This window comes from Mesorhizobium sp. M0062, from assembly GCF_040323125.1.
Lineage (GTDB): Bacteria > Pseudomonadota > Alphaproteobacteria > Rhizobiales > Rhizobiaceae > Mesorhizobium.
Window position 1 is genome coordinate 286,976 of sequence record NZ_JAMYUO010000003.1, and the last position, 19,434, is coordinate 306,409.

Annotated in this window: 18 protein-coding genes; 5 read left to right on the plus strand and 13 right to left on the minus strand. The window is 62.3% G+C overall.

Features of this window, described 5'->3' with window-relative positions; all coding sequences use genetic code 11:
- Positions 1-142: 142 nt before the first annotated feature.
- A complete protein-coding gene (locus tag NKJ64_RS05595) occupies positions 143-1,039 on the plus strand; it encodes an AraC family transcriptional regulator (protein WP_023827964.1) in 897 nt (298 codons plus the stop codon).
- Between the two features lie 70 nt (positions 1,040-1,109).
- Here the strand turns inward: NKJ64_RS05595 and NKJ64_RS05600 are convergent, their stop codons facing one another.
- Together NKJ64_RS05600 and NKJ64_RS05605 are read right to left on the minus strand one after the other, a co-directional pair.
- Positions 1,110-2,126, minus strand: coding sequence for an NAD-dependent epimerase (locus NKJ64_RS05600; protein WP_032899966.1), 1,017 nt, complete (start codon positions 2,124-2,126; stop codon positions 1,110-1,112).
- 34 nt (positions 2,127-2,160) lie between these two features.
- The gene (locus tag NKJ64_RS05605; RefSeq protein WP_023686926.1) at positions 2,161-3,441 is read right to left on the minus strand and encodes a nucleotide sugar dehydrogenase; all 1,281 of its coding nucleotides are present in this window, start codon (positions 3,439-3,441) and stop codon (positions 2,161-2,163) included.
- 102 nt (positions 3,442-3,543) lie between these two features.
- Between NKJ64_RS05605 and NKJ64_RS05610 the strand changes: the two genes are divergently transcribed.
- The 3 genes from NKJ64_RS05610 to NKJ64_RS05620 all read left to right on the plus strand — a co-directional run bounded on the left by NKJ64_RS05610 (position 3,544) and on the right by NKJ64_RS05620 (position 7,069).
- The gene (locus tag NKJ64_RS05610) at positions 3,544-3,726 is read left to right on the plus strand and encodes a hypothetical protein (protein ID WP_023827963.1); all 183 of its coding nucleotides are present in this window, start codon (positions 3,544-3,546) and stop codon (positions 3,724-3,726) included.
- Between the two features lie 179 nt (positions 3,727-3,905).
- On the plus strand, positions 3,906-4,883 hold the full coding sequence (locus NKJ64_RS05615; protein ID WP_023667815.1) for a UDP-glucuronic acid decarboxylase family protein: 978 nt from the start codon (positions 3,906-3,908) through the stop codon (positions 4,881-4,883).
- A gap of 224 nt (positions 4,884-5,107) precedes the next feature.
- Positions 5,108-7,069, plus strand: a complete 1,962-nt coding sequence (locus NKJ64_RS05620) for a 3-hydroxyacyl-CoA dehydrogenase NAD-binding domain-containing protein (protein WP_023699851.1) — start codon at positions 5,108-5,110, stop codon at positions 7,067-7,069.
- Between the two features lie 7 nt (positions 7,070-7,076).
- Here NKJ64_RS05620 and NKJ64_RS05625 read toward each other — a convergent pair whose 3' ends face one another.
- The 5 genes from NKJ64_RS05625 to NKJ64_RS05645 all read right to left on the minus strand — a co-directional run bounded on the left by NKJ64_RS05625 (position 7,077) and on the right by NKJ64_RS05645 (position 12,210).
- Positions 7,077-8,348 (minus strand): cysteine desulfurase-like protein, encoded by a 1,272-nt coding sequence (locus NKJ64_RS05625; RefSeq protein ID WP_023825926.1) that lies wholly within the window; start codon positions 8,346-8,348, stop codon positions 7,077-7,079.
- 45 nt (positions 8,349-8,393) lie between these two features.
- Positions 8,394-9,068, minus strand: a complete 675-nt coding sequence (locus NKJ64_RS05630; protein ID WP_023667812.1) for an amino acid ABC transporter permease — start codon at positions 9,066-9,068, stop codon at positions 8,394-8,396.
- 150 nt (positions 9,069-9,218) lie between these two features.
- Entirely contained in the window at positions 9,219-10,016 is a 798-nt protein-coding gene (locus NKJ64_RS05635) for an ABC transporter substrate-binding protein (protein WP_023682726.1), read from the minus strand.
- Between the two features lie 76 nt (positions 10,017-10,092).
- On the minus strand, positions 10,093-11,292 hold the full coding sequence (locus NKJ64_RS05640) for a pyridoxal phosphate-dependent aminotransferase (protein ID WP_023667810.1): 1,200 nt from the start codon (positions 11,290-11,292) through the stop codon (positions 10,093-10,095).
- A gap of 156 nt (positions 11,293-11,448) precedes the next feature.
- Positions 11,449-12,210: an HpcH/HpaI aldolase family protein gene (locus NKJ64_RS05645; RefSeq protein ID WP_352462127.1), complete on the minus strand. Its 762-nt coding sequence runs from the start codon at positions 12,208-12,210 to the stop codon at positions 11,449-11,451.
- 121 nt (positions 12,211-12,331) lie between these two features.
- On the opposite strand from NKJ64_RS05645, the gene NKJ64_RS05650 reads away from it, so the two are divergent.
- Positions 12,332-13,423: an LLM class flavin-dependent oxidoreductase gene (locus NKJ64_RS05650; protein WP_286489270.1), complete on the plus strand. Its 1,092-nt coding sequence runs from the start codon at positions 12,332-12,334 to the stop codon at positions 13,421-13,423.
- Between the two features lie 23 nt (positions 13,424-13,446).
- On the opposite strand, the gene NKJ64_RS05655 is transcribed toward NKJ64_RS05650, so the two are convergent.
- Genes NKJ64_RS05655 through NKJ64_RS05680 form a run of 6 tightly spaced genes read right to left on the minus strand, consistent with a single transcriptional unit; the run spans position 13,447 to position 19,382 of the window.
- Positions 13,447-13,842, minus strand: a complete 396-nt coding sequence (locus NKJ64_RS05655; protein WP_023753961.1) for a RidA family protein — start codon at positions 13,840-13,842, stop codon at positions 13,447-13,449.
- Positions 13,843-13,896: 54 nt separating this feature from the next.
- Positions 13,897-15,045: an acyl-CoA dehydrogenase family protein gene (locus NKJ64_RS05660; RefSeq protein WP_023753960.1), complete on the minus strand. Its 1,149-nt coding sequence runs from the start codon at positions 15,043-15,045 to the stop codon at positions 13,897-13,899.
- Positions 15,045-15,857 carry an enoyl-CoA hydratase family protein gene (locus tag NKJ64_RS05665; RefSeq protein WP_023753959.1) on the minus strand — a complete coding sequence of 271 codons (813 nt, stop codon included), beginning with the start codon at positions 15,855-15,857 and terminating at the stop codon, positions 15,045-15,047. The genes NKJ64_RS05660 and NKJ64_RS05665 overlap by 1 nt, the downstream gene beginning before the upstream one ends.
- Positions 15,854-16,324, minus strand: a complete 471-nt coding sequence (locus NKJ64_RS05670) for a MarR family winged helix-turn-helix transcriptional regulator (protein WP_023667803.1) — start codon at positions 16,322-16,324, stop codon at positions 15,854-15,856. Before NKJ64_RS05670 ends, NKJ64_RS05665 begins: the two co-directional genes overlap by 4 nt.
- The gene (locus NKJ64_RS05675) at positions 16,318-17,091 is read right to left on the minus strand and encodes an SDR family NAD(P)-dependent oxidoreductase (protein WP_023753958.1); all 774 of its coding nucleotides are present in this window, start codon (positions 17,089-17,091) and stop codon (positions 16,318-16,320) included. The genes NKJ64_RS05670 and NKJ64_RS05675 overlap by 7 nt, the downstream gene beginning before the upstream one ends.
- The gene (locus NKJ64_RS05680; RefSeq protein ID WP_023753957.1) at positions 17,088-19,382 is read right to left on the minus strand and encodes a bifunctional salicylyl-CoA 5-hydroxylase/oxidoreductase; all 2,295 of its coding nucleotides are present in this window, start codon (positions 19,380-19,382) and stop codon (positions 17,088-17,090) included. The genes NKJ64_RS05675 and NKJ64_RS05680 overlap by 4 nt, the downstream gene beginning before the upstream one ends.
- Between the last annotated feature and the right edge of the window lie 52 nt (positions 19,383-19,434).

Below are 19,434 nucleotides of genomic sequence, written 5' to 3' on the forward strand. Positions count from 1 at the left end.
TTCCTTTTTCGCTGCGGTGACGGGGAGATAGATGGCGGCGAACCGGCAAAGGGCGGTAGCGTGATCGTCCAAAGAGTTTGCACGATCCTCCAAATGAACTCGAAATGCCTTGCAACATTTCGCGCCATGAAGATTATGCGGCATGGGGAAAATCAATGAACTCGCCGAGCTGATCACCCGCTTTGCGCCGAAATCTGGCATGGCCGGCACTGCGGTGCCGCGGCTGTCGCTCATTCGCGCCAACCAGCCCAGTGCACCCGTGCCTGCGGTCTACGAGGCGTCGCTTTGCATAATCGCCCAAGGATCGAAGCGCGTCTCGCTGGCCGACCAGAGCGTGGTCTATGACGCATCGAGCTACCTGCTCGTCTCGGTCGACCTGCCGCTGGTCGGGCATGTGTTGGAGGCGAGCCCGGCGGCGCCCTACCTCTGTTGCAAGATAGATTTTGATTCCACCGCGCTGGCCGAACTGCTTGTGAAAGAAGGACGTGCATCCCCCAGCAGGGATCTGCCGGTGTTAGCTGCCTATCCAAGTGACCCCGACCTGATTGATGCCGCCTGTCGGCTTGTCAGGCTGCTCGATCGCCCCGAGAGCATCACCGTGCTGGCGCCGCTGATCGAACGCGAAATCCTTTACCGGCTCCTCACCGGACCGCACGGTGACACGCTTCGCCAGATGGCGTCGGTGGACAGCCACTTGAACCAGGTCAGCCGCGCCATCGCCACGATCCGCAATCATTTCCAGGCACAACTGCGCATCGAAGAGATTGCGGCGGCATCGGGCATGAGCGCGTCGTCCCTTCATGCCCATTTCAAGGCGATTACGCGCATGACCCCGCTCGAATACCAGAAGCAGCTGCGCCTGCAGGAGGCGCGAAGGATTATGCTTGCCGGCGGCGCAAACGCAGGCACGGCCGGGTTCGCGGTGGGCTATGACAGCCCTTCGCAGTTCAGCCGAGAATATCGTCGCCTGTTCGGTGCGCCGCCCCGGAAAGATATTGACCGCCTTCAGGCGACACCCAGTTCGGCTGCGGCTTATTGAGTTTTCCGAGCGGCATGCGCCAGCCATGGCTGGTCAGAAGCCAGCCGCCTCCAGGTGGCGAAGCGTCCGATCATGCTCGGTAGAACTCCCGGTACCATTCGACAAAGCGCGGAACCCCTATTTCGATCGGGATTTTGGGCTTGAAGCCAGTCGCCTCCTCGAGCGAGCTGACATTGGCGAAAGTTGCCGGAACGTCGCCTGGCTGAAGTGGCATGAGGTTGCGGTTTGCCTTGCGTCCCAGCGCGTCTTCGAGCACCTCGATCAATCGGTTCAGTTGAACGGGCGAATTGCCGCCGATGTTGTGAATCCTGAACGGGGCGTTGCTGGTCGCTGGGTCTGGCGCGACACTTTTCCACTCAGGATTGGGTGTCGCGGGTTGCTGCATGACGCGGATAATACCTTCGACAATGTCGTCGATATAGGTGAAATCCCGCTGCATGTTGCCATAGTTGAAGACCTCGATCGGCTCTCCGGCGAGGATAGCCTTGGCGAAGATGAACAGCGCCATGTCCGGCCGCCCCCACGGACCATAGACGGTGAAAAAACGCAGCCCGGTGGTCGGCAGTCGAAACAGATGGCTGTATGTGTGCGCCATCAGCTCGTTCGCCTTCTTGCTTGCGGCGTAAAGGCTGAGCGGATGGTCCGCCGGATCGTGCACGGAAAACGGCATGCGGGTGCTGCCGCCATAAATCGAACTCGACGATGCATAGACCAGATGGCCGACCGACGCCTGCCGGCATCCTTCCAGGATGTTGACAAAGCCGCTGAGGTTGCTTTCCACATAGGCGTGCGGATTGCTGATCGAATAGCGTACGCCGGCTTGCGCCGCGAGATTGACGACAACCTCCGGCGCGGCCGAAAGGAAGAGCTCCGAAATACGGTCCCGCTCCGTGAGATCGGCATGCTCGAAACAAAAATTCGAAAACGCTTTCAGCCGCTCGAGACGAGCCTGCTTCAGGCTGACGTCATAATACTCGTTCATGGAGTCGAGGCCGATAACCTGGCGTCCTTCGGCAAGCAGCCTCAGGCAAAGATGAAACCCTATGAACCCGGCTGCGCCGGTGATCAGTATTGGCCTGCTTGATATCACTGCATATCCTAGCGTTAATTTCAGGCGAGCTTTACAAGCTCCAGTATTTTATGTTGTCGGGAACTTCATTGGGCTTGATGGCCGACTTGACATCGAACAGTGTCCCCCCCGGCCTGATCATTTGAAAAAGACGCGCTCTTTCGTTGGTGAGATATTGCCTGTGAGGCACCGCCAGAACAAGCGCCTGCAAATCGTTTATCTCATCGAGCGGCAGGATTGTTTCGCCGTGATCACGCCGAGCGGTTTCGACATCGGCAAGGGGATCATGGACTTTGGGGACAATTCCGAACTGCCTTAGTTCCTTGACCATGTCGAACACGCGGCTGTTGCGCAAATCCGGCACGTCCTCCTTGAATGTCAGCCCGAGAATGCCGACAGAAGCCCCTTTGACGGGCGTGTCAGAACCAATCAGCCGTTTGACAACCTGCTGGGCGACGAAGGCCCCCATGCCGTCATTGATGCGACGTCCGGCGAGGATGATCTGCGGATGGTAACCTTCGGCCTCGGCCTTGGCGGTCAAATAATATGGATCGACGCTGATGCAGTGGCCGCCGACGAACCCCGGTTTGAAGGGAAGGAAGTTCCATTTCGTCGACGCAGCATCAAGAACATCCTGCGTCCGGATATCGAGCCGCTCGAAGATCATTGCCAGTTCGTTCATCAGCGCGATGTTCAGATCGCGCTGGGTGTTCTCGATAACCTTCGCTGCCTCGGCCACCTTGATCGACGGGGCGCGGTAGACGCCGGCATCGATGATACGGCCATAAACGTTCGCGACGCGCTCCAGCGTCTCGTTATTCTCGCCGGAGACGACTTTGACGATCTTTTGCAGCGAGTGTTCCCGATCGCCGGGGTTGGCGCGTTCGGGCGAATAGCCGAGGGCAAAGTCGCGGGGATGTCGCAGGCCGGAAACCTGCTCGATGATCGGCCCACAGAAATCTTCGGTCACACCTGGATAGACTGTCGACTCAAAAACGACGACGGCGCCTTTGCTCACCGCCTCGCCGACGAGTTCGGACGCCAGTTTCAAAGAAGCTAGATCGGGAGCGCGATTTGCGTCGATAGGGGTTGGCACGGCGACGATGAAGAAAGTAGCGCCTTTCAACATCTCCCGGTCGGTGGTCAGCCCTATCGAGGTCTCCTTGAGCGCCGTTGCGTCAACTTCCCCCGTACGATCGACGCCGCCACGCAATTCCCCGATCCGACGCTCGCTGATGTCAAAAGCTATGGTGCCGGGGAAAACCTTCCCAAAGGCAATGGCTACCGGCAGGCCGACATAACCCAGGCCGATAACTGCAATGCGTTCGGACATCCGTGGGGTTCCTCGAGCCACCTGTTGAGCCGACGTGCTTGTATGGCAGGCTGTTGGCCAATTCAACGATGCTCTATCGCGAAGAGGAATGTCTCACGAAAAATGGTCGTTGCCATTTTCATGTTGCCATCCGCCAATGCCATCGATGTTGTGGATAAAATCCAGCAGGACCGGGTTTCGAGCCACTCTCTGCTGCGGATTGGGGTGAACCGTCAGGTTCTGCCGGCCATCTACGCAGCGGCGGCCCTGACGACAGGGCTGATATTCTCTGCTGCCAATCCATAGGCCACTATCGGCCTCAATCGTGCCTTCTGATCAAACCAAATGCCGGGATCGGAATTCGCATCGGCACCGAGCGGATCTGCGAAATTTCAGTTTGGTCCTTGTGCATTGGCTGCGGACACGTCGTATCCTGCGTGTGGCGACCGATATGTGGTCGATCAGCATTTGCCTGGGAGCAGAAATTGGCCAGACTCTATGACAGCCGCAGACGCATTCTCGTTACCGGGGGCGCAGGGTTTATCGGCTCGCATCTTATTGACCGCCTGTTGGAACGAGGCGACGAAATCTTGTGTGTCGACAACCTTTTCACCGGATCAAAGCGCAATATCGACCATTTGGCCAAGCATCCCCGCTTCGAATTCATGCGCCATGACGTGACCTTTCCGCTCTACGTCGAAGTCGATGAGATTTACAACCTGGCGTGTCCGGCCTCGCCTGTTCACTACCAGTACGACCCGGTTCAGACGATCAAGACCGCCGTGCACGGCGCCATCAATGTTCTTGGATTGGCAAAGCGGCTGAAATGCAAAGTCTTTCAGGCCTCCACCAGTGAGGTCTATGGTGACGCGTCTGTGCATCCGCAGCCCGAGAGTTACTGGGGCAATGTAAACCCGATCGGGCCGCGCTCATGCTACGATGAAGGCAAACGCTGCGCCGAAACGCTGTTCTTCGACTATCACCGACAACATGGCTTGTGGGTCAAGGTCGCGCGGATTTTCAATACGTTCGGGCCGCGCATGCACCCGGCAGACGGCAGGGTTGTCTCAAATTTCATCGTGCAGGCGCTTCGTGGTGAACCGATAACCATTTTCGGCGACGGCTCACAGACAAGGTCGTTTTGCTACGTCGACGACCTGGTGAGCGGCATGCTGCGCCTCATGGATACGGGGCCGGAGGTGACCGGTCCAGTAAACATCGGCAATCCAAGGGAAGTAACGATCAGGCGCTTGGCCGAACTGACGACGCAGATGACCGGATCAGGTTCGGATATAATTTACCGCGATCTTCCGCAAGACGATCCGCGGCACCGCCAGCCCGATATCACCCTTGCCAAAAGGCTTGTCGGCTGGGAGCCGACGGTGACTTTAGAAGCCGGGCTGCAACAGACGATCGACTATTTCAAAGCCCTGCTGCCGAAGGTTTCCACAAACTCGCCTTGACCCGGCACCGCAGTGCAACCGTCAAGTCTGACCGATCACCGTCGTGGTAGCGACGCCTTTTGCAGTCGACTCCGGCAGGCTTGAAGTTTTTCGAATTCTAATTATTTTAAGCTTGAAATTATTTTGAAGATCCATGGCGCTTCATCCGTCCGAGCCGGGACACCGGCATTTGGCGGAGAGCAGAAGGAGGAGGAAGATTTGCCGTTGTTCCGGAATAAAACTCCATGAACACAGCACGATTTTCCGAGAGTGTCACAGGCAAGATCGTCGATGGCGTTCTCATCGTCACGATCGAAAATCCGCCGGTCAACGCGCTGTCCCTCCATGTCAGGGCCGGACTGATGGCTGCGCTTGGGCGTGCGGCGTCGGATGAAGTGTCTGCCGTGGTGCTGACCGCCATTGGGCGCACCTTCATCGGTGGCGCCGATATCAAGGAATTCGGCAAGCCCGCTATCGGGCCCACACTGCCTGACGTGATCGAAGCGATGGAGAGCTTCGCCAAACCGATCGTCGCGGCAGTAGGCGGCGCGGCGCTCGGCGGCGGCTGCGAGATTGCGCTGGCCTGCCACTACCGGGTGGCCAGCAAGGCGGCCAGCTTCGGCCTGCCCGAGGTCAAGCTCGGGTTAGTGCCCGGGGCCGGCGGAACCCAACGCCTGCCCCGCCTCATCGGCACGGTCGCCGCAATTGACCTGATCGGCACGGGTCGGCCCGCAAATGCCGACGAAGCTCTCGCTCTCGGTCTGATCGATACCATTGCGGACGATCTTCCCGAAGGCGCGCTCGATGTCGCCCGCCGTCTCGTTGGCCAACCGCTGCGGCGCACGGGTGCGCTTTCCGTCCCGCGCTCGCAACCTGAGGCCGACGCGGCAGCCGCAAGAAAGGTGCTTTCCCGCAGCCGTGGACAGATCGCGCCTGCAGAGGCCGTGAGACTGGTCCGGGCCGCGTCCACGGCCAGACTTGAGGACGGTCTTGTGCACGAACGCGCGACCTTCCTGCGCCTCCGGGATTCTCGCGAGGCGGCAGCGTTGCGCCACGTCTTCTTTGCCGAGAGGCAAGCCAGCAAAGTCGACAGGCTGGAGGGTATCACGCCTCGCAAGGTCGAGACCGTCGGTATCGTCGGAACCGGCCTGATGGGTGCAGGCATCGCGGTCTCGGCCTTGAATGCCGGCTATCGCGTAATCGGCATCGAGCAGAACGACGACGCCGCGGCAAAAGGATACGAGCGGATCGCCGGCCTTCTCGACAAGTCGGTCCAATCCGGCCGACTCACCGATCATGCCCGCAGGGAGGCGCTGAGCCGGTTTGAAGCGGCCAGTGACGCCGGCAGGCTGGTGCAGGCCGATCTGGTCATCGAGGCAGTGTTCGACGATCTCGCGGTAAAAACCGAACTCTTCCGGAAGCTTGATCGTATCGTCCGCCCCGACGCCATACTGGCGACCAACACCAGCTACCTCAACCCCGACGAGATCGCCTCGGCAACCGCCCGGCCCGAACGGATCGCCGGCCTGCATTTTTTCTCCCCGGCCAACGTCATGCGGCTCACCGAAGTGGTGGATTGCGCGGCGACGGCGCCCGATGTGCTCGCCTCGGCTATCGCGTTCGTCAGGAAGCTCGGCAAGCTGCCTGTCGTGTGCGGCGTTACCGAGGGTTTCATCGGCAACCGCCTCTATTCGGCCTACCGCCGCGAGGCGGAGTTCATGGTGGAGGATGGCGCAGCACCGGAAGAGGTGGATGCCGCGCTGGAGGCCTGGGGCTTCCCGATGGGGATCTTCGCGGTCAACGACATGGCTGGGCTGGAGATAGCCTGGGCGCGGCGCAAGCGACAGGCGGCGATGCGCGATCCGCAAGCACGTTATGTCGAGATCGCCGACCGGCTGTGCGAGGCCGGCCGCTTCGGCCGCAAGACCGGGCGCGGCTGGTACGATTATTCCGACGGCGAGCGCAGGAGCGACCCGCAAGTGGCCGCGCTGATCGAGGCCGTTCGGGCGGCCAAGGACATCGTGCCGCGCCGCTTTTCGCCCGATGAGATCGTCACGCGCTTGCTGGCGGCAATGGCCGACGAGGGCAAGGCATTACTCGCCGAAGGCATCGCGGCGCGTGCCTCCGACATCGATCTGGTGATGATCAACGGCTATGGCTTCCCGGCCCACAAGGGCGGGCCGATGTTCCGCGCCGGAGAGGTTTAAGGACCAGCTACGACAGCCTTGCGATGACGGCGCGCAGTGCCTCGCCGAAACGCCTGACCTCGTCGACCGTGTTGTAATGGACCAGCGAGGCGCGGATGGCGCCGCTGTCCATCGACAGGTTGAGACGCTTCATCAGCCGTGGCGCGTACATATGGCCGTCGCGGATGCCGATCTGCATCTCGGCCATTTCCTCGACGATCCGCTGCGGCGACAGCTTGCCGATGTTGAAGCAGAAGGTCGGCACGCGCTCGTTGATGCGGGCTTCCTCGGCGACGCCGTAGATCGTGGCATTGCATCCCTTGAGCACGGCGAGCATCTCGCGCGCCAGGAGCATTTCATAGTCGCGGATGACGCCCATGCCGGCAACGATGTTGTCGCGCCGCGAGCGGTTGTTGGAGGGCGCCAGATTGCGGCCGATCAGTTCCAGGTACTGCACCGCGGCATCCATGCCTGAGACGTTCTCGTAGATGAAGGTGCCGGCCTCGACCTTGTAAGGCGGCTCGTCGGGGATGAAATCCTCGCGGAAGGTCGGCAGCCGCTTCAGCGTTTCGAAGCGGCCCCACAGAAAGCCCATATGCGGCGAGAAATTCTTGTAGCCGGAGCAGACGAGATAATCACAGTCCCAGGCCTGCACGTCGATCAGCCCGTGCGGTCCGTAATGCACGCAGTCAAGGAACACTTCGGCGCCGGCCGCATGCGCGATCGCGGCCACCGAGGCGACATCAACGATCGAACCGATCGAATGCGCGGTCACCGTGCAGGCGACGAGACGGGTGCGATCGGAAACCAGCGGCTTGAGGTCGTCGACATGCAGGTTGCCGTCCTCGCGCATGCGCCACCATTTGAACTTGGCTCCGGCGGACTCCAGCGCCAGCCACGTGGCGATGTTGGCGTCGTGGTCCATGTCGGTGATGACGATCTCGTCGCGCTCTGTGTCCCTGGCCAGCATCTGGCCGATGCCGAGGCTGACCAGGCGAATGAATGAGGTGGCGTTCATGCCGAAGCAGATTTCCGACGGACTGTAGGCGTTGATCAGCAAGGACACGCTCGTCCGAGCATCCGCAACCGATTGGTCGACCGTGACCGAGCGCCCATAGCGACCACCACGCTGCACATTGTGCGAGACCAGGTGATTGGTCACCGCGTCGAGCACGCTCTGCGGGATCTGCGCGCCGGCGGCGTTGTCCATGAAGATGAAATCACCAGCGCGCTGCAAGGCCGGAAACATGGCGCGGATGGTGTCGACCGGAAAGCCGCCGGCGGCTTGGGAATTGCTCAACTGTATCTCCTGCGAATGGCTTGGGAAGCGGGACGGTTGATGAGGTCAGCGCGTCTTCTCGGTCTTGAAGCGGTCTTCGAGCAGGCTGACGAGGCGGACCATGGGCCAGAGGAAGATGAGATAGACCAAAGCGGCGCCGATCAGCGGCGAGGGATTGGCATAGAGCGATTGCGCGTTGGTCGCTTCCTTCAACAGTTCAGGCAGCGCAACGGTGGAAGCGAGCGACGTGTCCTTGAACATCGAGACGCAATTGCTGGTCATCGGCGGGATGACGACGCGGATCGCCTGCGGCAGCACCACCTTGCGCAAGGTCAAAAGGAAAGGCAGGCCGAGCGCCTGTGCTGCCTCGAATTGGCCTTTCGGAATGCTCTCGATGCCGGAGCGGAACACTTCTGCTGAATAGGCCGACATGATGATGGCGAACGCCGTCACGGCGGAGGCCCAGGACGACAGACGGATGCCGAGGAAGGGCAGCGCATAATAGATCAGGATCAGCACCACCAGCACCGGCAGGGCACGGAAGATGTCGGTGTAGCCGACCGCCAGCCAGCGCAGCGGCTTCGGCGCATAGAGCCGCAACAGGCTGATCCCCAGGCCAATGGGAATGCCGATGCCGATACTCAAAATGCCGAGCAGCAGCGTGTTCAGGAAGCCACGCAACAGCGCCGGCAGGCTGGACATGATCACGTCAGGATTGAAGAAGGTGTCGATCAGCGACATGGGAGCGTTCCCGAACCCCAGAGCAAAGGATGCTCAAGCTAAAACCAATCGACCTTGCCTCCGATGAGGCTATCCGTGTGGCAGCAGGCGCCGGAGCGTGAAATGAATCGTGCCGGCCTGGGAGCCGGCACGATTTAAGTGCATTGCCGGTCAGGCCTTGGGCAGCGGCATTTCCTTGACCGTCGAGGAATCGGCTGGCGCGTCGCTGCCGAACCACTTCTTGTGGATCGCGGCCAGCGTTCCGTCCTTCTTCATCGCGGTCAGCGCGTCGTTCAGCTTGCCGAGCAGCGGATGGTCCTTGCTCATCATCAGGCCGTACTGTTCGCCGGTCTTGATGCGCTGCTTGACCTTGAGGTCCTTCATCTTGGTGAAGGAGTATTCCATGCCCGGAATATCGCTGACGGCGGCGTCCACGCGGCCCGCGCTGAGGTCGAGCAGCAGGTTCTGCTGCGTGTCATAGCCCTTCACGTCGCTGTAGCCGTCAGCCTCCTGATGCGCCTTGACCCAGGTCTCGCCGGTCGAGCCTGAAAGCACGCCGACGATCTTGCCCTTGAGGTCGGCCTCGGTGTTAACAGCGCTATCGGTCTTCGTCGCAATGCCCATGTCGGAGTCATAATAGGGCTGGGTGAAGGACAGCGTTTTCAGTCGCTCCGGCGTGATGGTGATCGAGGAGATCGCGACATCGATGCGGTTGGAACTGACAGCCGCGAACAGCGCCTGGAAGCCGAGGTCGGCAATGTCGGTGGTCATGCCGGCACGCTTGGCCGCTTCGTTGACGATGTCGACTTCAAAGCCCTCGAACGTGCCGCTCTCGTTCTTGTATTCGAAGGGCGGATTGGTCGGGTAGGCGCCGACATTGAGCACATCGGCGGCAAAGGCGGTGGCCGGGCCGGCAGCGATGCCGATCGTGGCGGCGAGAAGAAGCAGGTTGCGACGAGTGAAGCTCATTTTGTGTTCCCTCTGGTTGTGATCGGGCGGGTTTGCTCCCGCACGGTTTGTTGCCGTCCCACCTCCCAGCGGGGCGTCAATTCATGGCGGCGACCATGCGCTCGAGCGCGGTCGCTATCTGGTCGCGTTCACGGCACACGCACATCCGCAGGAAGGCCGCTGCCGAATTTCCAAAGAGGTGGCCGGGAGCCAGCCCGACGCGCGCCGTCTCCAGTATCCTGGCGCAGGCCTGCCGGGCGTCGCTTTCGCCGTCCATGGCAAAGAAGGCATACATGCCTCCGCGCGGTTTCGTCGGCAGGATGATGCCGGGAATCTGGGCCAGCCTGTCATAGGCAAGGTCGAGGCCGGTTTTGATCCGCTGCCTGATCTCCTCGACCAGCGGCTCGCCTTGGCGGATGGCGGCGACAGCGCCTGCCTGGATAGGCGCGGCGGTGCCGCTGTTGATGTACTGCGTCATGGCGCCAAGCTGGTCGGCCACCCCCGACGGATGCGTCAGCCAGCCGATGCGCCAGCCGGTCATCGCCCACGCCTTCGAAAAACTGTTGACCGACAGCACCCGGTCGCCATCCTCGGCGATCTGCAGGATGGAAGGAGCAACATTGCCGTCGAAATAGAGCCGGCCATAGACCTCGTCGGAGATGATCCAGATGCCGGTGCGCCGGCTGAAGTCGAGCAGCGCCTGCATCTCCTCGCGCGACGCGGTCCAGCCGGTCGGGTTGGACGGCGTCGACAGGAAGATCGCGCGTGTGCGCGCATCGCAAGTGGCGAACAGCCGGTCGAGATCGAGATGCCAGTCGCCCTTGAAGTCGAGCGAAAACGGCCTTGGCTCGCCGCCGATCAGATGGATGGCGTTGTGGATGTTGGGCCATTGCGGCGCGACATAGACGACGTTGCTGCCGGTATCGACCAGCAGTTCCAGCGCCAGGTACAGCGCCTGCATGCCGCCGGGCGTGACCGTGGTGCGCGCAATCGGGATCGTCCGGCCGTGAATGCGCGTTTGGTATTCCGACAGCGCCTCGTTCAGTAGGGGGTGCCCACGCATGTTAGGGACGTAGAACGTCTGGCCTTCATCGAAGGCGGCCTTCGCCGCGTCGCGGATGAAAGCGGGCGTCACCATGTCGCCTTCGCCGTACCAGAGCGCGATCACGTCGCCCAGTTCTCGGGCGCGCACGGCAAGGTTGGCAATGTTTTCGGTGTGCAGGTCACGGATCTGGGCACGTACGCCGTCGAAAGCATAACGCGCGCTGGACGATGACTGGGGCAGTATGAACGACAAGGACTGAAACCCCTCCCACCCGGAGCACCGCGACGGACTGCCCGGCAAGCCCCACCGGCACGACAGTCGCCATCGAGTTTGGATGCTATCCAATGTGCTGCGCTTTTCAAGGAAAAAGTTTTAAGCTTAAAAAGTTTTTGCCCGATCCGGCCCGTCTCACCCCAGCACGGCGCGCGCAGCGGTGCAGTTGGCCGCAGCGCCGGCGCCAAGAAACATCGTATCGCTGGCCAGGACGAAGAAGCTCGCGCCGATAGCGGCCCACTGGCTGATCGTCTGTGGGCTGGCGCAAAATATGCCCGACGTCCTGCCGTGCGCGACAGTCGCGCGGATGATCCTTGTGATCGCCTTATTGAGCTTGTCCACGCCTTTCGGCCCGATCGCATCGATCAACACGGAGAGATCGCCGGGGCCGACGAAGACCACATCGACACCGTCGACGGCAGCGATCGCCTCGATGTTGGCCAGCCCCTCCGATGTCTCGACCTGGACCGCGACGACGATCCTGTCATTGGCCGCGGCCAGATATTCGGGGATGCGATAGCCATAGCCGGCCGCGCGGCCAGGCCCGACGCCGCGCTCGCCCAGCGGCGGATAGCGCGAGGCTTTCACCGCCGCCTCGGCCTGAGCAGCGGTCGAGACGCGCGGCACGAGCACGCCTTGTGCGCCGCTGTCGAGCGCCGCCTGGATAGCTTCCGGCGCATGACCGGGAACACGCACCATGGCCGGCACGCGATGCACGTCGGCCGCGCGCACCATGGTTTCGATCGTGTCGCGCGCGATCTGGGCATGTTCCCAGTCGATGCAGAGGAAGTCGAGGCCGGCGAGCGCCATCACTTCGACGGCGACGGGATGGGGAATAGCGGCGAAGGAGCCGACGAGATTGGTCTTGCCGATGCACTTCTGACGGAACGCGCTCATATTCATCCCCTTTTTCCCCTCCAAATTCATATCCGCAATCGGCGGCGAGGCGAAGCTATTTCAGGCTTGAAATATCTTTGCGCGGGCCTAGCGTGTCGGTCTCCCGCCACGAGTTCCCATGATGATCAAAACGCATCCCCTGCACGGCTCGAACAAACTGAAGCTCGGCGTCTTTTCGACCAATGCCGATGGCGGTCTGGCCATCACCGATGTGCCGGAACGCTGGACGGCAAGCTGGCAGGACAATCTGACGGCGGCCCAGATCGCCGACCGCGCCGGGCTGGAATTTATGCTGCCGATCGCGCGCTGGCGTGGCTTTGGCGGCCGCAACAAGGTGCGCGAATGGTCGTTTGAGACCTTCACCTGGGCGGCAGCGCTGGCGGTGGCCACCGAGCAGATCGGCCTGTTCATGACCGTGCATGTGCCGCTGGTGCATCCGCTCTATGCCGCCAAGGCGCTGGCAACTGTCGACCATATCAGCTATGGCCGCGCCGGTCTCAACATCGTCTGCGGTTGGAACCCGAAGGAATTCGGCATGTTCGGCACGCCGCTGGTCGAAAAGGGCTACGACCAGGCCGCCGAATGGATCGAAATCCTGGAAAAGCTTTACGCCTCGGACCAGCCTCTGGACTACGAGGGCACCTACTATCGCCTCAAAGAGGCGGTGAGCCGGCCGGCCAGCGTGCAGCAGCCGCGACCGGTGACGATGAACGCGGCTTTCGGTGGCCCCGGCCGCGATTTCGCCGCCGCCCGATGCGATTATCTGTTCACGACCTTTGCGGAAATGAGCGACGCCGGCAAGCATGTCGCAGACATCAGCGAACGGGCCGACAAGGTTGGCCGCAACGTCGGCGTCTACACGGCGGCGCATGTCGTCTGCCGTCCAACCGTGGAAGAGGCGCAGGCCTACTACACGCGCTATGCCGTCGATCTGGCCGACCACGATGCGGTCGATGCTCATATGGCAGGCAAGAAGGAGTTCTCGCAGTCGCATGACTCGCATGCCTATGACCGCTACCGGCAGCGTTTCGCCGGCGGCGCCGGCACCTACCCGCTGGTTGGAACGCCAGAGACGATTGCCGCCGAGATGGCGGCAATAGCCGGGCATGGCTACCAGGGCATCGCGCTGTCGTTCGTCAACTACACCCAGGAATTGCCCTATTTCTGCGACCATGTGTTGCCGCTGCTGAAGCGGGTGGGGCTGCGCTGCTGATCAATCAGAGAATAACGAATTCGTTAATCCGGAATAACGGCGGTGGCCTGAATCTCGATTTTGGCGCGATCTTCCACCAGCGCCACCACCTGCATGGCGGCCATCGCCGGAAAATGCCGGCCGATCACCTCGCGATAGGCTTCGCCTATACCCTTGAGATTGCCGAGATATTCGGCCTTGTCGGTGAAATACCAGGTCATCGCGGTGATGTGCCGTGGCTCCGCGCCGGCTTCCGCCAGCACGGCGACGATGTTTTGCAGCGTCTGCCGCACCTGGCCGGCGAAATCGTCGGTCTCGAACTGGCACTGCCCGTTCCAGCCGACCTGTCCGCCCACGAAGACGAGCCTGCCGCGCGCAGCAATGCCGTTGGCGTAGCCGACCGGTTTCGCCCAGCCCTCCGGCTGCAGGATCTGGTGCATTTTCAAGCCTCCCCGGTATTCTTAAAGATCAATCTCAAATCAAATACATCGCCGTCAGGCCGCGCCCATCACCTGCCGTGCGATCACCACCTTCTGCACGTCGGAAGCGCCCTCATAAATGCGCAGCGCGCGGATTTCGCGATACAGGCTCTCGACGATGTGGCCTTTGCGGACACCATCGCCGCCATGCAGCTGCACAGCCTTGTCGATCACCTCTTGCGCCTTGTCGGTGGCGAACAGCTTGGCCATCGCCGCCTCGCGGGTGACCCGCCCGGCGCCCATGTCCTTGGTCCAGGCAGCGCGGTAGACCAGCAGCGCCGCCGCATCGACGTCCAGCGCCATGTCGGCGATATGGCCTTGCACCATCTGCAGCTCTGCCATCGGAGCGCCGAAAAGTTTGCGCTCGGCCACCCTGCTGATGCTTTCATCCAGCGCCCGGCGGGCAAAGCCGAGTGCCGCCGCGCCGACCGTCGAGCGGAACACGTCCAGCACCGACATGGCGATGCGGAAGCCGTCGCCTGGCTTGCCGATCAGCGCCGAAGCCGGCACCCGGACCTGATCGAAGGAAAGCCGCGCCAGCGGATGCGGCGCGATCACCTCAAGGCGCTCGGCGATGCCAAGCCCCTTGGCGTCGGCGGGCACGAGAAAGGCGGAAAGTCCCTTGGCGCCCGGCGCCTCGCCGGTGCGGGCAAAGACGACGTAGAGATCGGCGATGCCGCCATTGGAAATCCAGGTTTTCTCTCCGCTGAGGATATAGAAGTCGCCATCGCGGCTCGCCGTCATTTCGGTGTTGGCGACATCCGACCCCGAGCGTGGCTCCGACAGCGCGAAAGCCGAGATTGTCTTGCCGGCCCTGGTCTTTGCCAGCCATTGCTGCTGGTCGGTCGTGCCGAACAGGCTAAGCGCGCCGGTGCCGAGCCCCTGCATGGCGAAGGCAAAGTCGGCCAGCCCGTCATGGCGCGCCAACGTCTCGCGCGTGATGCACAAGGTGCGGACATCGAGCGGTCCCGGATTGTCGGTATCGAGCGCCGTCGGCTTCAGCCAGCCGTCGCGGCCAAGTTTGGCCACCAGTTCGCGGCAGGCGGCATCGACGTCATGGTGATCGACGGGCAGGTTCCTGGCGCACCAGGCATCAAGGCGTTCGGCGAGTTCGCGATGCCGGTCTTCGAAAAACGGCCAGCGGAGGAAACTCCTGTCTGCCATCAATTGCCCTCGAACACCGGTTTTTCCTTGGCCACGAAGGCCCTGTAGGCGCGCTCGAAGTCACGCGTCTGCATGCAGATCGCCTGCGCCTGCGCTTCTGCTTCGATCGCCTGGTCGAGGCCCATCGACCATTCCTGGTTGAGCTGTGTCTTGGTGATGCCGTGCGCGAAGGTCGGACCCGAGACGATGCGCGCCGCCATCTCGAGCCCGTCGGCCTCGAGCACTGCGGCATCGACAAGCCTGTTGTAGAAGCCCCAGCGCTCGCCTTCCGCCGCCGTCATCGTGCGGCCGGTGTAGAGCAATTCGGCGGCACGGCCCTGGCCGATGATGCGCGGCAGGATCGCGCACGCGCCCATATCGCAGCCGGCAAGCCCGACGCGGGTGAACAGGAAAGCGGTCTTGGCCTCCGGCGTGGCGATGCGGATGTCGGCGCTCATGGCGATGATGGCGCCGGCGCCGACCGCGACCCCGTCGACCGCCGCGATGATCGGCTTGCCGCAATTGAGCATCGCCTTGACGAAATCGCCGGTCATGCGGGTGAAGGCGAGCAATTCCTTCATGTCCATCTTGACCAAGGGGCCGATAATGTCGTGGACATCGCCGCCCGAGGAGAAATTGCCGCCATTGGGCAGGAACACCACGGCGTCGACGTCGTCGGCATAGACGAGATCGCGGAACGTGTCGCGCAGTTCCGCATAGCTGTCGAAGGTCAGCGGATTCTTGCGCTCCGGCCGGTCGAGCCGCACCTTGGCGATCCTGTCTTCGACTTCCCAAAGGAAGTGCTTCGGCTTGAGGCCGGCCATCGAACTCATTCGCGTCCCTCCCAGTTGCTGCGGAACGAGGTCAGCATGCCGGTCAGCCGGCGCGCATCCTCCTCGCTGACCTTGGCCAGCAATTCTCCGATCCAACCCTCATGCGCCGCGGCCATTGCGGCAAAAGATTTGGAACCCTCGTCGGTCAGTCGCACCATGGATGTGCGGCGATCGCCATTGCGGCGCGCGCGCGCGACCACCCCTTCCGAAACCAGCCGGTCGACAATGCCGGTGACATTGCCGTTGGATACCAGCAGGAAGCGCGACAGATCGCTCATCAGCATGCCTTCCGGCGCGCGGTAGAGGGCGGCCATGACGTCGAAACGCGGCAGTGTCGTATCGAATTCCTTCTTCAGGCGCTCGCGCAGCTCGGCCTCGATCGTGCGCGAGGCGCGCAGCAGCCTGATCCAGAGACGCAGCCGGTCCTTGCCGGGTCCCGACGGCGCGGGCAATGGGCCGGCTACCATGTTTCGCCTCCTGAGATCGAAATCGCTTGTCCGGTAATCGACGCAGCCGCATCGCCGCACAGCCAGAGCACCGTCGCGGCAACTTCCTGCGGCTGGATGAAACGGCCTTGCGGGTTGGTCGAGGCAAGGCTCGCCCGCGCCTGCTCGACTGAGCGGCCGGTCTTTTCGACGACGCGCTGAATGGATTCCGCCAGCATGTCGGTCTCTACGAAGCCCGGGCAAACGGCGTTGACGGTCACGCCGGATTTCGCCGTCTCGGCCGCCAGTGCCCGCATCAGCCCGACCACCCCATGCTTGGCCGCCACGTAGGGCGCGACATAGGCGTAGCCTTTCAGCCCTGCGGTCGAGGCGACGAAGACGATCCGGCCCGCCTTGCGCGCGGCCATGCCGGCCAGCGCCGGCTTCACCGTCAGGAAGGCGCCGGTCAGATTGACGTCGAGCGTCCGCTGCCAGTCGGCAAGCGAGGTCCTGTGCGTCGGCGTGCTGCCGGCCATGCCGGCATTGGCGACGACGATGTCGAACGGGCCGCGCACGGCTTCCGCTTGCGCGTAGAGCGAAATCATCGCCGCCTCGTCGGTGACATCGGCTGACATGGCGTGGATGCGGTCGTTCTCGCCGGCCAACTTGGCAAGCTCGGCGTCGCGCCTCCCGCATATGGTCACCTCTATGCCGACCTCGGCCAGCACGAGCGCGATGGCCCGGCCGACGCCGGAGCCGCCGCCAGTGACCAGCGCATGTTTGCCTGAAATCGCCCAGGCCGTCGTCATACTTTCAGCCCCGCCGCCGCATCGCGCTCGGCCAGCCGGTAGATCTGGTCGCGTCCGGGCAGATAGGGATCCGGCCATTTGACACCACGATCACCGAGCGTCACGGCCGCATGCAGCGTCCAGTAGGGATCGGCGAGATGCGGCCGTGCCAGGGCCACCAGGTCGGCGCGGCCGGCCATCAGGATCGAATTGACATGATCCGGCTCGTAGATGTTGCCGACCGCCATCGTCGCCATGCCGACCTCGTTGCGGATGCGGTCCGAGAACGGCGTCTGGAACATTCGGCCATAGACAGGCTTGGCGGCAATCGAGGTCTGGCCTGCCGAGACGTCGCATATGTCGACGCCGGCTTCGTGCAGCATCCGCGCGATCTCCACCGCATCGGCCGGCGTCACACCTTCGATGCCGACCCAATCATTGGCCGAAATGCGCACCGAGATCGGCTTTCGCGTCGGCCAGGCGGCGCGCACCGCATGGAAGATTTCCAGGGGATAGCGCATGCGATTTTCCCGCGAACCGCCATACTCATCCGTGCGCTGGTTGGTGACCGGCGTGATGAAGGACGACAGCAAATAGCCATGCGCGGCATGGATCTCGAGCATGTCGAAACCGCAGCGATCTGCCATCTCGGTGGACGCGACGAACTGGTCACGCACCTCGTCCATGTCGGCGCGGTCCATGGCTTTCGGCACCTGATTCTCAGGCGACCATGCAATCGCCGAGGCCGCCATGACCGGCCAATTGCCCGAGGCGAGCGGCACGTCGGTGCCCTCCCAGCCGACACGGGTCGAGCCCTTGGCCCCGGAATGGCCAATCTGCGCGCAGATTTTCGCCTCGGTCTCGGCGTGGACGAAATCGACAAGCCGCTTCCACGCCACCTCATGTTCCGGCGCATAGAAACCGGGACAGCCGGGCGTGATGCGTCCTTCCGGGCTGACGCAGGTCATCTCGATATAGACAAGCCCGGCGCCGCCCTTCGCACGCTCGGCATAGTGGGCGAAATGCCAGTCGGTCGGGCAGCCGTCGACGGCCTTGTACTGCGCCATCGGCGAAACGACGATGCGGTTGTTGAGCTGCATGTCGCGCAGCTTGAACGGCGCGAACATCGGCGCCCGGCGCTGCCTGTTGCCGCCTGCCCCTGCCTGGTGCTGGAACCATTCCTCGGCGCTCTCAAGCCATTTGGCATCGCGCAGCCGCAAATTCTCGTGGCTGATGCGCTGCGAGCGGGTCAGCAGCGAATAATTGAACTGCACCGGATCGAGGCCGAGATAGCGCTCGACCTCCTCGAACCACTCCAGCGAATTGCGCGCCGCCGACTGCAGCTTCAGCACCTCGGTGCGGCGCGCATCCTCATACTTGCGGAAGGCGGCGTCGAGGTCCGGTTCGGTTTTGACATATTCGGCCAGCGCCACCGCGCTTTCCAATGCGAGCTTGGTCCCGGAGCCGATCGAGAAATGTGCCGAGGCCGCCGCGTCGCCCATCAGAGCCAGGTTCTTGTAGGACCAGCGTTCGCACAGCACGCGCGGGAAATTGATCCAGGCCGAACCTCTGATGTGATTGGCATTGGTCATCAGCGCGTGGGCGCCGAGATGTTTCTCAAAGATGCGCTCGCAGACGGCGATGGATTCCTGCTGCGACATGGCGCCGAAGCCGAAGGCAGCCCAGGTCTGTTCGCTGCACTCGACAATGAAGGTCGCTGTCTCGCTGTCGAATTGATAGGCGTGCGCCCACACCCAGCCATGCTCGGTCTTCTCGAAGATGAAGGTGAAGGCGTCGTCGAATTTCTGGTTGGTGCCGAGCCAGACGAATTTGCATTTGCGGGTGTCGATGTCGGGCTTGAAGACTTCGACGAAGGTGTTGCGCGCCCTTGAGTTCAGCCCATCGGCGGCGACGACCAGATCATGCGTCTCCATATAGGGCTGAGGGTCGGCGATATCGCTCTCGAACATTAGCCTCACGCCAAGTTCGCGCGCGCGTCGCTGCAGCAGGACCAGAAGCCGCTTGCGGCCGATGCCACAGAAACCGTGGCCCGACGAGACCGTGCGCACGCCGTCATGGATGACGGCGATGTCGTCCCAATAGGCGAAATGCTTCTTGATCCAGACAGCGCTGACCGGGTCGTTTTTGGCAAGGTTGTCGAGTGTTTCGGCCGACAGCACGACGCCCCAGCCGAACGTATCGTCGGCGCGATTGCGCTCGAACACCGTGATCTCGTGGGCGGCGTCCCGCAGCTTCATTGAAATGGCAAAGTAGAGGCCGGCTGGTCCGCCACCGAGAACCGCAACCTTCATCCGTGCGATCTCCTCTTCGCTTGCTGCATATCAAGTATCGCGCCGGAGATAA